Annotated in this window: 12 protein-coding genes; 4 read left to right on the forward strand and 8 right to left on the reverse strand. The window is 58.5% G+C overall.

Translation table 11 applies throughout. The features are described 5' to 3' along the window. Positions 1–8 precede the first annotated feature (8 nt). Positions 9–2,087: a ComEC/Rec2 family competence protein gene (locus tag HJA_RS12145; RefSeq protein ID WP_051597636.1), complete on the forward strand. Its 2,079-nt coding sequence runs from the start codon at positions 9–11 to the stop codon at positions 2,085–2,087. Here the strand turns inward: HJA_RS12145 and lexA are convergent. The 6 genes from lexA to HJA_RS12175 form a co-directional block, all read right to left on the reverse strand. Next, positions 2,084–2,767 carry a transcriptional repressor LexA gene (gene lexA / locus HJA_RS12150; RefSeq protein ID WP_035582628.1) on the reverse strand — a complete coding sequence of 228 codons (684 nt, stop codon included), beginning with the start codon at positions 2,765–2,767 and terminating at the stop codon, positions 2,084–2,086. The genes HJA_RS12145 and lexA overlap by 4 nt on opposite strands. 62 nt (positions 2,768–2,829) lie before the next feature. Then, the gene (trpC, locus tag HJA_RS12155; protein ID WP_035582630.1) at positions 2,830–3,633 is read right to left on the reverse strand and encodes an indole-3-glycerol phosphate synthase TrpC; all 804 of its coding nucleotides are present in this window, start codon (positions 3,631–3,633) and stop codon (positions 2,830–2,832) included. Further along, positions 3,630–4,667, reverse strand: a complete 1,038-nt coding sequence (trpD, locus tag HJA_RS12160; RefSeq protein WP_035582632.1) for an anthranilate phosphoribosyltransferase — start codon at positions 4,665–4,667, stop codon at positions 3,630–3,632. Before trpD ends, trpC begins: the two co-directional genes overlap by 4 nt. A 50-nt stretch (positions 4,668–4,717) precedes the next feature. Continuing rightward, positions 4,718–5,296 carry an anthranilate synthase component II gene (locus HJA_RS12165; protein WP_035582634.1) on the reverse strand — a complete coding sequence of 193 codons (579 nt, stop codon included), beginning with the start codon at positions 5,294–5,296 and terminating at the stop codon, positions 4,718–4,720. After that, positions 5,293–6,720 carry an anthranilate synthase component I gene (trpE, locus tag HJA_RS12170; protein WP_051597637.1) on the reverse strand — a complete coding sequence of 476 codons (1,428 nt, stop codon included), beginning with the start codon at positions 6,718–6,720 and terminating at the stop codon, positions 5,293–5,295. Before trpE ends, HJA_RS12165 begins: the two co-directional genes overlap by 4 nt. Further along, positions 6,717–8,633, reverse strand: coding sequence for a peptidylprolyl isomerase (locus HJA_RS12175; protein ID WP_035582637.1), 1,917 nt, complete (start codon positions 8,631–8,633; stop codon positions 6,717–6,719). Before HJA_RS12175 ends, trpE begins: the two co-directional genes overlap by 4 nt. An 83-nt stretch (positions 8,634–8,716) precedes the next feature. On the opposite strand from HJA_RS12175, the gene tpiA reads away from it, so the two are divergent. From tpiA to HJA_RS12190, 3 genes are all read left to right on the forward strand, one after another. After that, positions 8,717–9,460 (forward strand): triose-phosphate isomerase, encoded by a 744-nt coding sequence (gene tpiA, locus HJA_RS12180; RefSeq protein WP_035582639.1) that lies wholly within the window; start codon positions 8,717–8,719, stop codon positions 9,458–9,460. An 86-nt stretch (positions 9,461–9,546) separates the two neighbouring features. Further along, complete coding sequence (gene secG / locus HJA_RS12185) at positions 9,547–10,014, forward strand: preprotein translocase subunit SecG (protein WP_035582794.1); 468 nt, start codon at positions 9,547–9,549, stop codon at positions 10,012–10,014. Positions 10,015–10,078: 64 nt separating this feature from the next. Then, complete coding sequence (locus HJA_RS12190; RefSeq protein ID WP_035582641.1) at positions 10,079–11,716, forward strand: CTP synthase; 1,638 nt, start codon at positions 10,079–10,081, stop codon at positions 11,714–11,716. Here HJA_RS12190 and HJA_RS12195 read toward each other — a convergent pair. Next, complete coding sequence (locus HJA_RS12195; RefSeq protein ID WP_035582643.1) at positions 11,713–12,426, reverse strand: SDR family NAD(P)-dependent oxidoreductase; 714 nt, start codon at positions 12,424–12,426, stop codon at positions 11,713–11,715. The two genes, HJA_RS12190 and HJA_RS12195, sit on opposite strands and share 4 nt — an antisense overlap. Positions 12,427–12,438: 12 nt before the next feature. Beyond that, a complete protein-coding gene (locus HJA_RS12200; RefSeq protein WP_035582645.1) occupies positions 12,439–13,665 on the reverse strand; it encodes an SAM-dependent methyltransferase in 1,227 nt (408 codons plus the stop codon). Positions 13,666–13,680: the final 15 nt, after the last annotated feature.

Below are 13,680 nucleotides of genomic sequence, written 5' to 3' on the forward strand. Positions count from 1 at the left end.
TCCGCTTAATGCTGCAGTTCAGGCGTCCTGGCTGGCAGAAACACAAGGTTGCTGCCGAAGGCAAGGGCCTGGCGCCAGCTATTGCAGCCGTCTGGGGCAGCCTTTGGTCTATCGCGGAAATCGACTCGCGCCCCCTCCTGCTCGGCTTTTCCCTTTGCGGGGGAGTTATTGTCTATTTTTCTCTATCAAACGAGCCTTTGATCTGGCCCTGTCTGCTTGCGACGATTGGGGCGGGCTTCTTCTACGTCGCCACACGATGGATCTGGTGGATGTCAGTAATCAGTCTGCCGGCGCTGGTCCTTCTAGGCCTGATCGGAGGATTTACAGCTGCAACAATCAGAACCGCATCCGTTGAAGCACCTGTCATTAGTTCAGAGATGCGCCCCCTGATGCTGGAAGGATGGGTTCGTGAGGTGGAGACCGGCGCCAAGGGCAATCGGCTCCGCATCGAGGTTCACGCACTGTCCGGCGTCAGTGCAGAGGAGACACCGAAATATGTCCGGGTGACCCATCGCTTGGATCTCCAGGTCGCGCCGGGGCGTTTTGTCCGTTGTTTTGTGCTTCTGCGCCCACCGCCTTCGCCGTCGCTGCCCGGCGACTATGATTTCCGGCGTCAGGCCTGGTTTGAACAGTTGGGGGGTGTCGGATATGTGATGGGCCGGTGCAGGGGCGGCGCGCTTGGGGCGCCTGATAGCCGGGTGAAACAGATGGGGCTGGATGTCGCCGCATTCCGCCGCCGCCTTGCTGAACATGTGAATGAAGCAGCAGGTGCGCGGGCAGGAGGTTTTGCCGCAGCCCTCATCTCCGGAGACCGCAGCTTCATGAAAATCGAAGACCAGGAAGCGTTGCGAGCATCCGGCTTGTCTCATCTTCTCGCGATTTCCGGCTTGCATATGGCCATGGTCGGGGGACTCGTTTTCCTGCTCGTGCGGCGTGTCCTGGCCTTTATCGAACCGCTGGCGCTCCGCATTGCCGTCCAGAAGCCCGCTGCGATCGCCGCTTTGACCGCGAGTTTCGTTTACCTCGTCATTTCGGGAGCGAGTGTATCCACGCAGCGAGCCTTCATCATGTCAGCAGTCGTGTTTGGTGCCGTTCTGGCAGACCGTGCGGCGCTCAGTTTGCGCTCTTACGCCATCGCGATGATCCTGGTCGTGTTACTGCAGCCTGAAAGCGTGATGACCCCGGGGTTTCAGATGTCCTTTGCAGCCTCTGGCGCCTTGATCGCGACTTATGATGCCTGGTCGCGGCGCCGGGCAGAACAGGAGCGTATTCTGGGATCGGTAAGCTTCAGTTGGGCCTCGCTGTTTGTAACGTCATTGGTGGCGGGTGCCGCCACTGCACCTTTCGCCATCTATCATTTTGACCGGCTGGCGGGCTTTGGCCTTCTCGCAAATCTGCTGGCGATGCCCATAATTTCTTTCGTAAGTGCCCCGCTCGCGGCACTGGCCCTGATCCTGACGCCTTTTGGATTAGGGGATACGGGGTTGAGACTGTTTGGCCTGTCTCTGGAAGCCGTCCTGGCGGTGGCCCATTGGTGTTCATCTCTGCCAAACGCCGCCTACACACTTCCCAGGACGATGCCGGCCGTGACGCTTGTGCTCAGTTCCTGTGCCATTGCCAGTGCGATGGCGGCGCGAGGAAGCGCACGGGTCCTTCTTTCTGTGTTGCTGATTATTCCTGCTGCAGTGTTATGGGCTCGGTCACACGATGTCGTCGTCCATTGGGCGCCATCGGGTGACGTATTCCTGAGGAATAAGGATGGAAAAGTCGTCCGCTTTGAAATGGTCGACGGAGACGGATTGTCGCCGCTTCGATACTCCACCGCAGAGACGGAGGTCCCTTGCGACGCGCCAGCATGTACCTATCCGGTGACGGGTAGCGGCATCACCGAAGGGACAGCAACGCTCTATAAGGGCCGCGATGATTCAGAACCGGCGATAGACCTCCATCTCGATGAACATCACCTGAGACTGAACTGGGACGACGTGGTAACAACAGGCGGTATAACCATCAAATCGGGACGTGATGGCCCAAAGCGCCTGAACGCTCCAATATGTGGGAGACGGCCGTGGCGGGCTTGTAACTAGTCGTACCGGCGGACAAGCGCGACCAGACGGCCCTGAACCGCGACGCGGTCAGGCCCGAATATGCGCGTTTCGTAGGCCGGGTTTGCGGCCTCCAGTGCAACGGAAGCCCCTTTGCGGCGAAGACGCTTCAGCGTCGCTTCCTCACCATCGATCAGCGCGACAACAATGTCGCCGGTACTGGCCGATTCCGTCCGGCGGCAAATGACAATGTCGCCTTCCAGAATACCCGCATCGATCATGGAGTCGCCCTGAACCTCGAGCGCGAAATGTTCTTCGCTGTCAGACAGACCGTCGGGAGCGTTAACGTGCCCATTGTCCTGCTGAATCGCGGAAATCGGGAGGCCCGCAGCAATGCGGCCGATCAGGGGAACGGTACGCGGTGACGCTTCAGCGGCCGGACGACCGGCAGAAACAAGGGCCGGCCGGAAATCCTTGCGCCCGCGTGGCGTTGCAGAGGCCACAGCCGATTCCGGCAGTTTCAGAACCTCAAGTGCGCGCGCCCGGTGAGCGAGCCGACGGATGAAGCCGCGTTCTTCCAGAGCCGTGATGAGGCGGTGGATGCCGGATTTCGAAGCGAGATCGAGGGCTTCCTTCATCTCGTCAAAGGAGGGGGAAACACCTGTCTCCTTGATCCGCTCATTGATGAAGAGCAGGAGCTCTTTCTGCTTATTGGTCAACATGTTGGGCCGCCTCTGGTCCGAATCTTTGTTCACATGTGTTCTACATGTGTTCACTGTTCGGGTCAATTGCAGGAAGTTGTGCGCAACTCTCTGACAGCGGCTTGCCGCTCCGATCCGCGTTTCATCAGACTTTCCCCAATCAGGAAGCGGCGTGCTCCGGTCTGGCGAAGCCGATTGATATGTGCAGCGGTCGAGATTCCACTTTCGGCGACGATCTGGCGGTCGGGGGGTATGAGTGGCGCAAGGCGCTCAGTTGTCGACAGATCGGTGACCATGCGTTTCAGGTCCCGGTTGTTCACACCGATCAGCGGTGACGGCAGGCGCAGTGCGCGTTCCAGTTCGGCTTCATTGTGGGTTTCCACCAGAACGTCCATGCCATAACCGATGGCACAATCCGTCAGTTCAGCGGCCAACGTATCTTCCAGGCTAGCCATGATGACCAGAATGCAGTCCGCACCCCAAGCGCGTGCTTCAGCGACCTGGATCGGGTCGATCATGAAGTCCTTGCGCAACATCGGAATGGCGACAGCTGCCCGGATCGCCGCAAAATCCTCAAGAGAGCCACCAAAACTCGGACCATCGGTCAGTACCGAAAGGCACGCTGCGCCACCGGCCTCATATTCAGTTGCGATCTGAACTGGATCCGCGCCGGGCAGGATCTCTCCCGCCGACGGGCTTTTGCGTTTCAGCTCACAAATCAGTGCATTCTGGTCATCAGCGGCGACACGGGAGAGTGCTGAAGAGAAGCCCCGCGCAGGGGATGCGGTACGGGCCTTCTCATCCATGACCGCAAAACTGATCTGACGTTTCAGCTCAGCCACTTCGCTGTGTTTGTAGTCGATGATCTTGTCGAGCGCCGTCTTCATTCGAGTGGCTCGCCCCGCGAAAGCTCCACCAGCTTGCGTAATGTTTGCTTTGCCTTGCCGGAGTCGATCGCTTCCGCTGCCATGGCAGCGCCTTCCTTCAGGTCGGAGGCTTTGCCATGGACATGCAACCCTGCCGCGGCATTCAGAAGAACAGTTTCGCGGAACGGGTTTTCATGTCCGTCGAGAAGTTCGGTGATCGCGAGCGCATTTCCTGCAACGTCCTCACTCTCCAGCGCTGAGAGCGGATGAGTTCCTAGCCCGGCATCCGACGGGTGGATCTCAAACTTGTTGAGCGTTCCATCTTCAAGCACTTCACACACCTTGCTTGGACCCGCGATGGAAAGTTCGTCAATTCCGTCAAGACCATGAACAACCCAAGCCCGCTCTGTACCAAGCCTGCCGAGCGTCTCTGCCATCGGCTCAACCCATTCGGGCGCAAACACGCCGAGCACCTGATGGCAGGCCCCGGCCGGATTGGTCAGCGGTCCAAGAAGATTGAAGATCGTCCGGATGCCAAGCCTGGCCCGGACAGGTGCCACATGGCGCATGGCGCTGTGATGGGTGCGTGCATAGAGGAAAGCAACGCCGGCGCCATCGAGGCAGTTGGTAAACTCTCCCTCACTGATCTCCAAGTTCACTCCAAGAGATTCAAGGACATCAGCAGACCCGGTTTTCGGTGGTACGGATCGGTTGCCATGTTTGGCAACGCGTCCGCCTGCAGCCGCGATGACTATTGCGCTGGCCGTTGACGTGTTGAGGCTCTTCCATGGCAGGCCGCCAGTTCCGCACGTATCCAGCAGGGGGCCTGTCGTAGGCACCGTTCGTGCGTGCTGACGCATGATTGTCGCGCCGGCCGTAAGCTCATCTGCGGTTTCGCCTCGCACGGCGAGCCCCATCAGAAAGGCGCCGATTTCTTCTGGTGCGGCCTCTCCTGAAAGCAGCGTATCGAATGCCCCCTTCAGAACATTATCATCAAGCGGTTGTCGCCGGGCGAGCGCCAGGAGCGCATTAGAGAGGGGTGGTATGTCGGTCATTGGCGAAACCGATAGCGGTCTTGATTGGCAGGCTCAATAGCGGAAGGGGTTCAGAGTTGGTCCAACCAGTTTTTGAGCAAGGCATGGCCGTGTTCTGTCAGGATGCTTTCCGGGTGGAACTGCACGCCATACACCGGACGGGTTTTGTGATGCAGCGCCATGATCTCTCCATCATCGGTGAAGGCGTCGGCGACAAGGTCTTCCGGCAGGTCTTCGGGACGGACCGCCAGAGAGTGGTAGCGCACCACACGATACGTCTCCGGTAGCCCCTGAAAGAGAATGCCGCCGGTCTGATGGATGTCTGAAAGCTTGCCGTGGCGGATTTCACGCGCCGTGATGACCTTGCCACCGAAGGCCTGACCGATGGACTGGTGCCCGAGGCATACGCCGAGGATCGGAAGGTCATCCGGTGCGTTTCGGATCAGGTCCACGCAAATGCCGGCTTCATTCGGCGTACAGGGGCCAGGAGAGAGGAGAATGCCATCCACTCCACTTTCCAGGGCTTCCTCGACGGTCAGCTCATCATTCCGGACAACCGTTGTGTCGGCACCGAGCTCTTCCAGATAATGGACCAGGTTCCAGGTAAAGCTGTCATAATTATCGATGACGAGGATCTTCTTCCGGCTCATTGGTCGAACTCGTACGCTGCAGCCAGTTCCGCGGCCCGCTTCAGCGCGCCAGCCTTGTGCTGGGTTTCGTCATATTCGTATTGCGGATCAGAATCGAGCACGACACCACCGCCTGCCTGAATGTGCAGCTGTCCGTCTTTAAGCACCGCTGTGCGCAGGGCGATGCAGGTGTCGAGATCCCCGTTCCAGCCAAAATAGCCGACGGCACCGCCATAGATCTCGCGCGCGTTCGTCTCCATCTCGTCGATGATCTGCATGGCACGGATCTTCGGTGCGCCGGAGACCGTGCCTGCAGGGAAACCAGCAAACAGTGCGTCGACGGAGTCGAGTCCTTCGCGCAGGTCGCCCTCCACATGGCTGACGATATGCATGACGTGGCTGTAGCGCTCGACGATGAACTGTTCTGTGACCTGAACACTTCCGTAAGCGGCGACCCTGCCGACATCATTTCGGCCCAGGTCCAGAAGCATCAGGTGTTCTGCGATTTCCTTCGGATCGTTCAGCAGGCTCTCGGCGCGTTTTGCATCTTCAACCGGGTCTCCGGAACGAGGGCGGGTGCCGGCGATCGGGCGGATAGCAACCCTTCCATTCCTCACACGCACAAGTATTTCCGGGCTGGATCCGACGAGGCGGACATCGCCCAAATTCATGTGGAACATGAACGCAGACGGATTCAGGCGGCGGAGCGCGCGATAGAAGCTGATCGACTTTTTGTTGAACGGTGTCGAAAAACGCTGGCTCGGAACAACCTGGAAGATGTCACCTGCCTTGATGTAATCGCGGCACTTCTCGACAATCTCGAAATACCGTTCCTTACTGGTATTGGAGGTCAGTGTAACAGGCTCAGCAGACTGGTCTGAGGGCGGCAGAACGGGCAGGGCCTGAAGCTGTTCTTCGATTTGGTCGAGTTGCTGGTTGATCTCGTCTTCGTTGCCGTTTTCGACCCGGCCGATCAGGAGCAGTTCCTGATAGATATGGTCAAAGACGATCACCACTTTCGGGATGACCAGCAATGCTTCAGGCACATTGAGCGCATCGGGTTTGGTGATCGAGACAGGCTCCACATGCTGGATCATGTCATAGCCGACATATCCGAAAGCACCGGACGCCATCGGCGGCAGGTCGTCTTCTGTTTCTGCCCGTGCCGCCTCGACGAATGCTCTGAGAGCTTCGACCGGCGTACCTTCAACGGGAGAAGCGTCTGAGAAATCCGCTGTCGTTGCGGTTTCGGCAACACCATCATTAATCCGGAACCAGACCTGTGGCGCGCCACCAATAAAGGAATACCGGCCAAGGCGTTCACCGCCTGCAATCGATTCGAACAGGAAAGTGCCGGGTGTTTCGTCACCCAGTTTCAGCATGGCGCCTACGGGCGTTTCGACATCCCCGATCCGTCGGCGAACAATCAGTTTTGCGCGGCTCATTGGTCTGACGAAATCGATGCCTTGTAGGCGTTGTATGCTGCGCCGTTCACCTTCAGCTTCACGGCTCCCGCCATTTCGGCTTCCATCGCCGCGGCCAGATCGGAATCGAGCGAGGAGACAAGAGAGCTTGACGCGTTCGGATCTGCAGCGGCGAGCGCTTCGGCAGAGGGATCGTTCACAGCCTGAAGCTGCACGATCATGTATTTGTCACCTGTCCGGTTCGGATAGGTGAAGACATCGCCCGGCTTCCCGGAGAATATACCGCCGATCGCTGAATTCGGCAGACCGCTCTCCTCGGCCGTCATGCGGGTTATGGAAGTCGGGGGCGTTTCAACAGGGGCGCTCACCGCCCGCGCTTCGGCTTCGAGGGTGGATGCGCCACTGGTGACCCGGTCCTTGATCTCGTTGACCATGGTCTGGGCTGCTTCACCTTCATTCCGAAGGACCAAGGCCTGACGCACGTCATCTTTCACTTCATCGAACTCCGGTGTCGACGGTGGAACGATCTCGCGGGTCGAGATCACATAGGTCACGTCGTCTTTGGTGAACTGGTTGGATGTGTCATTGACGTTCATCAGGAAGGCCTGCTGGAATGCGTCGCCAGCCTCCAGAAGCCCGATCATCGGCAAACCGTCTTCCGTATAGCCATTCTTGTCGACGGGTTCGAACGAGATGACCGGAACGCCGATCTCGCCAGCGATCTGTTTCAGGTCAAAACCGGCATTGATCGAGCGGTCCAGTGCTTCGAGCTTGTCATAGAGCAGAAGCGTGGCGCGTTCCCGTGCGAGACCGGAGCGGATTTCATCACTGACACTTTCCAGCGGGAAAACAGCGCCGGGCTGAATCGAGACCAGCCGCGCGACCAGCCAGCGTCCATCGCCCATATCTTTCGGTCCAAAAAGGGCACCGCTTTGCCGGCCGGGCCCGAACATCGCATCGCGCAGCAACTGGTCTTCGACATCCGCCGCCAGCGATGTTCTCGACTCGCGGGAAACGATGCCCTGAAGCGTGGAGGGATCCGCACCGCCCGCCAGCGCCGCGAACGCATCCCGCGCCGCGTCGCGGGTGTCGAACATCAGTTCTACATAAGTGCGTTGCTCGGGCTCCGAAAAGCGCTCGGACTTGCTGGCTTCATAGATCGTCGCGATTTCCTGATCCGTTACCTCGACCTGGCTGAGGAAATCGTCTGCGGAGACCTTCAGAAGGTCAACGGCCCGGCGCTCAGGCTGTTTCAGTGCATCGAGATTCTCATTGTAGAAGGCGAGCACCTCTTCTTCAGTCGGGTCTGCAGGCACCGGAACATCGGCTGCGTCCAGAATAAACCAGGCGACATCGCGCGATTCTGCCAGATAGCGGGTCTGAATGGCTTTCAGAACGTCCGGCGGCATGAGTCCGGCGAGCGTGCCGGTCTGCAGGGCCTGAAGGGTGAGATCGCTTTTCAGCTGAGCTTCATATTCTGCCTGAGAGAAGCGATTCTGAGCCAGAACCCGTTGATAGGTCGCAAGGTCGAGTTCGCCCGTCAGCGGGTTTTTGAAGGCATCCTGTTTTCTCAGTTCCGCCAAAACGGCATCTGTCGATGGCTCAATGCCGATCTTGGACGCAAAGCCGAGCATCGTCGTTTGTGACTGCTGTAGCTGGAATACCTGATCGACCATCCCGCGTTCCATCGCCTGCTCCTTGGTAATCGGGTCATCAGACTGCTGGTTCACGTTGCGCAGCATGACTTCGATCCGCCGGTCAAATGCTTCCACGGTGACCGACGATTTGCCAGCCGCCAGCAGATCCGAGCCGAGTCCGTTGCGGACCTGATTGAAAATCTGGTCAACGCCCCAGAACGCCATGCCAGCAATGATGATCATGGCAATGAACTTGCCAAGAATCGATTGGGTCAGGCGTTTCATGAGCGCGAGCATGAGGCGTGTACTTTCAACTATTTGCAGGATGGCTCAGTGCTTGCTAGGCGACCCGGCAATGTCAATCAAGATAGGGAACGCTGATGGCACGGACACTTATTGCCGGGAACTGGAAGATGAACGGGCTGCGGAGCTCGCTTGTGGAAATAGTTGCCATCGCCGGCGGCGTCACGCCAGCCAGGGAAAATGTGGAGGCGCTGATCTGTGTTCCTGCGACACTTTTGATGCAGGCGGCAGACCAGGCGCGTGAAAGCGACCTGAAAATCGGCGGTGAGACCTGCCACGCAAACGAAAGCGGTGCTCATACGGGCGATGTTTCGGCGGAAATGCTCGCAGATGCCGGCGCGTCCTATGTCATTGTAGGGCATTCGGAGCGCCGCGCGGACCATGGTGAAACCAGCGAAGTCGTGGCCGCACAGGCGGCTGCAGCGCTCCGCGCCGGCATTACGCCGATCATTTGTGTTGGTGAAACTGCAGCAGAACGCGACAGCGGCAAGGCCATCGAGGTCGTGACCAGTATGCTTCGGGAGTCTCTGCCAACAGGAGCCGGTGCAGACAGTCTCGTGATCGCCTATGAGCCGGTTTGGGCCATCGGAACCGGCAATGTCGCGACGGTTGAGGCTGTTGATGAGATGCACAATGCCCTGCGCGAGAGTCTGTCGGACGTATTCGGCGCGGATGCAGACCTCATCCCAATTCTCTATGGTGGTAGCATGAAGCCGGGCAATGCCGCAGATCTTCTGGCGGTGAAAAACGTCAATGGCGGCCTGATCGGTGGTGCAAGCTTGAAGGCGGCGGACTTCCTCGCCATCTACGCGGCAGCCTGATTTGCCATTCTGACTGAAGGCAGGACTTGGCCTGCGCCTGCATTCCCTATATGCGGGCGCCTTGGACGAAACGTATCGGATTTGTCATGCAGAACGTTATCCTTGTGATTCACATCCTCGCCTGCCTGGTCATGATCGGCCTGGTGCTGGTCCAGAAGTCGGAAGGCGGCGGACTTGGTATCGGTGGCGGCGGTGGCGGCGCTAATTCGCTGCTGTCTGGCCGCGGTGCTGCTGGGGCTGTGGTACGTTCGACCATCATTTTCGGTGCCATTTTCTTCATCACCAGCTTGGCTCTGACCACGCTGGCCAATCGCGGCGGCGACAATCGTTCGGACATCGAACGTGTCCTCGCGCCTGAAGACGGCGCCCCTGCGCCGGGCACGCCGACAGACCTGTTCGATCCGACTGCTCCGCTCCTGTCGGGACAGGCGGGCCTGTCTGATGACGGCGTCGTTGCTCCGGAAACCGCAGCGGCAGATGAAGAAGGCGAGGGCGGGGCAGTCGCTGAGCCTGAACCGGAAACGCCTGCACCTGAAAGCGGCAATCCCCAATAATTCTCGTTCGTGTCTGTTTTTTGGCGCGCCAGCTAAAACCGAATCACGGCATCAGGGTGTTCCCATGATCCGCTATATTTTCATTACCGGCGGCGTGGTGTCCTCCCTTGGAAAGGGTATCGCTTCCGCCGCCCTCGGCGCATTGCTGCAGTCCCGCGGCTATGGCGTCCGTCTTCGCAAGCTTGACCCGTATCTGAACGTCGATCCCGGCACGATGAGTCCCCGCCAGCATGGCGAGGTGTTCGTGACAGATGATGGTGCCGAAACCGACCTGGACCTTGGCCACTATGAGCGTTTTACCGGCGTCTCGGCCCGGCAGTCCGACAACATCACCACCGGCCGGATCTACAAGCACATCATCGAGAAGGAGCGCCGCGGCGATTATCTCGGCGCGACGATCCAGGTCATTCCGCACGTCACCAATGAGATCAAGGATTTCGTCCTGTCCGATCCGGGGGAGGGCGTGGACTTTGTGCTCTGCGAAATCGGCGGCACGGTGGGGGACATTGAAGGCTTGCCGTTCTTCGAAGCAATCCGCCAGCTCGGTCAGGAACTCGGTCCGGACCGGGCCTGCTTTATCCACCTGACACTGCTGCCCTACATACCGGCAGCTGGTGAGATGAAAACGAAGCCGACGCAGCACTCCGTGAAAGAGTTGCGTTCCATTGGTATCCAGCCGCAAGTGCTCCTGTGCCGCTGCGACCGGCCAATCCCGGAGAACGAAAAAGGCAAGATCGCCAGCTTCTGTAATGTCCGTCCGTCCAGCGTCATCGAAGCGCGTGACGTCCGCCACATTTACGATGTGCCCGAGGCTTATCACGAGCAGGGGCTCGACAAGGAAGTGCTCGCGCATTTCCGCATTGATGACGCGCCAGAGCCGGATCTTTCGGGGTGGCAGAAGATCGCGACCACCATCCATAATCCGGATGGTGAAGTCTGCATCGGCCTCGTCGGCAAATACACGGATGTGCCGGATGCCTATAAATCCGTCGCCGAGGCGCTCAGCCATGGCGGTTTGGCCAATAATGTCAAAGTGTCCGTGAAGCTCATCAATTCGGAAGAATTCGATGACGAGCATCGTCCGCTCGACATTCTCGAAGGCGTGCACGGCATTATTTTGCCAGGCGGTTTCGGCGAGCGCGGTGCGCACGGCAAGATGCGGGCGGCCCGCTTTGCCCGTGAGCGCAAGGTCCCATGTTTTGGCATCTGCTACGGCATGCAGATGTCTGTGATCGAAGCGGCGCGTCATATGGCTGGCATCGAGGATGCCAACACGACCGAGAACAATCCTTTGACCCCGAACCCGCTTGTTGGCCTGATGGAAGAGTGGACACAGGGCAACGAGAAACAGGTTCGTACTGCCGATAGTGACAAGGGCGGCACGATGCGCCTCGGGGCTTATCCGGCGCGCCTGAAGGAAGGCAGCAAGGTCGCGGAAATTTACGGCACTTTGGATATATCCGAACGTCACCGGCACCGGTATGAGGTCAACGCAGCCTATATCGACGCGCTGGAAAAGGCGGGGGGGCTCTTCTCCGGCATGTCGCCGGATGGCACGCTGCCGGAAATCTTCGAAATTCCGTCGCACCCCTGGTTCATCGGTGTTCAGTACCACCCTGAACTGAAATCCCGGCCGTTCCAGCCGCATCCGCTGTTTGCAAGCTTCATCGACGCTGCAGTGAAGCAAAGCCGTCTGGTCTAGGCTGGAATTTCCTTTCCCGCCCAGTCGAAGCATTTGCCGGTATCGCCAGGTGTCAGGCCGTCGATCACTCTTAGCAGGTGCTCTGCCGCGATTTGTGGTGTCAACAGCTGCCCGTCCGGCACGTTCCTTTGGAACGGCTGCGACAGGCGTGTATCCACCGTGCCGGGATGCAGGCCTGCAACGATGAAATCCGAATTTCGGCGAGCCTGTTCGATGGCGTAGTTGCGAAGCAGCATGTTCAGGGCTGCCTTGGATGCGCGGTAGGCATGCCAACCTCCAAGACGGTTGTCTCCTATTGAGCCGACACGTGCTGACAGAGCCAGAAACAGAGCGCGACCTTTGCGCGGCATGAGCGGAAGCAGGTATCGGGCCACAAGAGCCGGACCGAACGTGTTTGCACGGAACACTTGTTCAAACGCTTGCATGGATTGTTGTCGATAGGACTTCTCCGGCTGAACGTCCTGACCGTCAGACAGCATTCCGGTCGCAATGATCACCAACCGGATATTTTGTTTCTGCGCCAAAGCGTCTGCCAATTTCGCAAGATCGGCTTCTGACGTGATGTCCGCAGCATGAGAAGCAATTTTGCTGGATGCAGGTGTTCCGTGGCGGGAAACCGCGTGAACCCGATTGAAATCTGCTCTGCGGGATAGCTGAGACACCAGCTCAGCTCCGATGCCACCAGACGCGCCGAACACTACCGCTTGCATGAGCCTGTCTTCTCAGGCCTTTGTGAGCTGAAACTGACCGACATTGATCCGGCCACCTTCGAACCCCGCCTCGCAATAGGCGAGGTAGAAATTCCACATGCGGCGGAAGGGTTCGTCGAACCCAAGCCTGGAAATCTGGTTCCAGGCGTCATTGAAGCTGCGCGACCATTCGCGGCAAGTGCGGGCATAGTCCTGTCCGAAATAGGTGACGCCATCATGGCGGAGCCCGGCCAGATGGAACTGGTCTTTCAGCGCCTTTTCGCTCGGCAGCATGCCGCCCGGGAAAATATGGCGCTGAATGAAGTCTACGCGTTTGCGGTATCTGGGGAAAAGATCATCATCGATGGTGATGATCTGCAAGGCCGCTTTGCCGCCGTCTTTCAGGGTCTCGAATATTTTTGCGAAATAACTGGGCCAGTAGGATTCCCCGACGGCTTCGAACATTTCAATGGATGCGACTCCATCGTATTTGCCCGTGTGATCGCGGTAATCCTCAAGCCGGATTTCGACGCGCTCATTGAGACCTTCCCGCTGCATCCTTGCCATCGCGTATTCGCGCTGGGAGGGGGAGATTGTCAGGCAGGTGACTTTCGCACCTCTCTGCTTGGCAGCGTATTCTGCAAAGCCACCCCAGCCGCAGCCGATCTCCAGGATCTCGCTGGAGGGACCGGCGTCAATCCGGTCACAGATATTCCTGTACTTGGCGTGCTGCCCTTGCTCGAGAGAGATATTCGGATTCTCGAAAACAGCCGAGGAATAGGTCATGGAAGGATCGAGCCAAAGGGAATAGAAATCATTCCCGAGGTCGTAATGCGCCATGATGTTTTTCTTGGCGCCTTCGCGTGTGTTGCGGCTGGAAAAAACGTGCCTCACCATGTTCACCCAACGCACGACCGCGCCACCGACGGCGAGTTTGCCGGTCGCTTCAAAGTTTGCGGAGAAGAAACGCAGAACTTCGGTCAGGTCAGGCGTCGACCATTCTCCATCCATATAGGCCTCGGCGAAGCCGACATCGCCGCCGGCCATCGCCCGCTTCACAAAATTGTAGTCGTGTACGGAAATCACCGCGTGCGGCCCGGGCAGATTGTTCCTGAATACGAGTTGCCGGTCATCCGGCAGTCTGAATTCCAACGAGCCATGCTGGGTGTTCAGAAGAGCGAGACACGCGATTCTGAAGCTCGCCGGAACGTTTTTCAGGGTCCGGATCGTGTTGGGCGAAGCTGTTATCGTACCGGTCATGGTGCCTCCCTCTGG

Origin of the sequence: Hyphomonas jannaschiana VP2 (assembly GCF_000685215.1) — a bacterium.
Taxonomy (GTDB): Bacteria; Pseudomonadota; Alphaproteobacteria; order Caulobacterales; family Hyphomonadaceae; genus Hyphomonas; species Hyphomonas jannaschiana.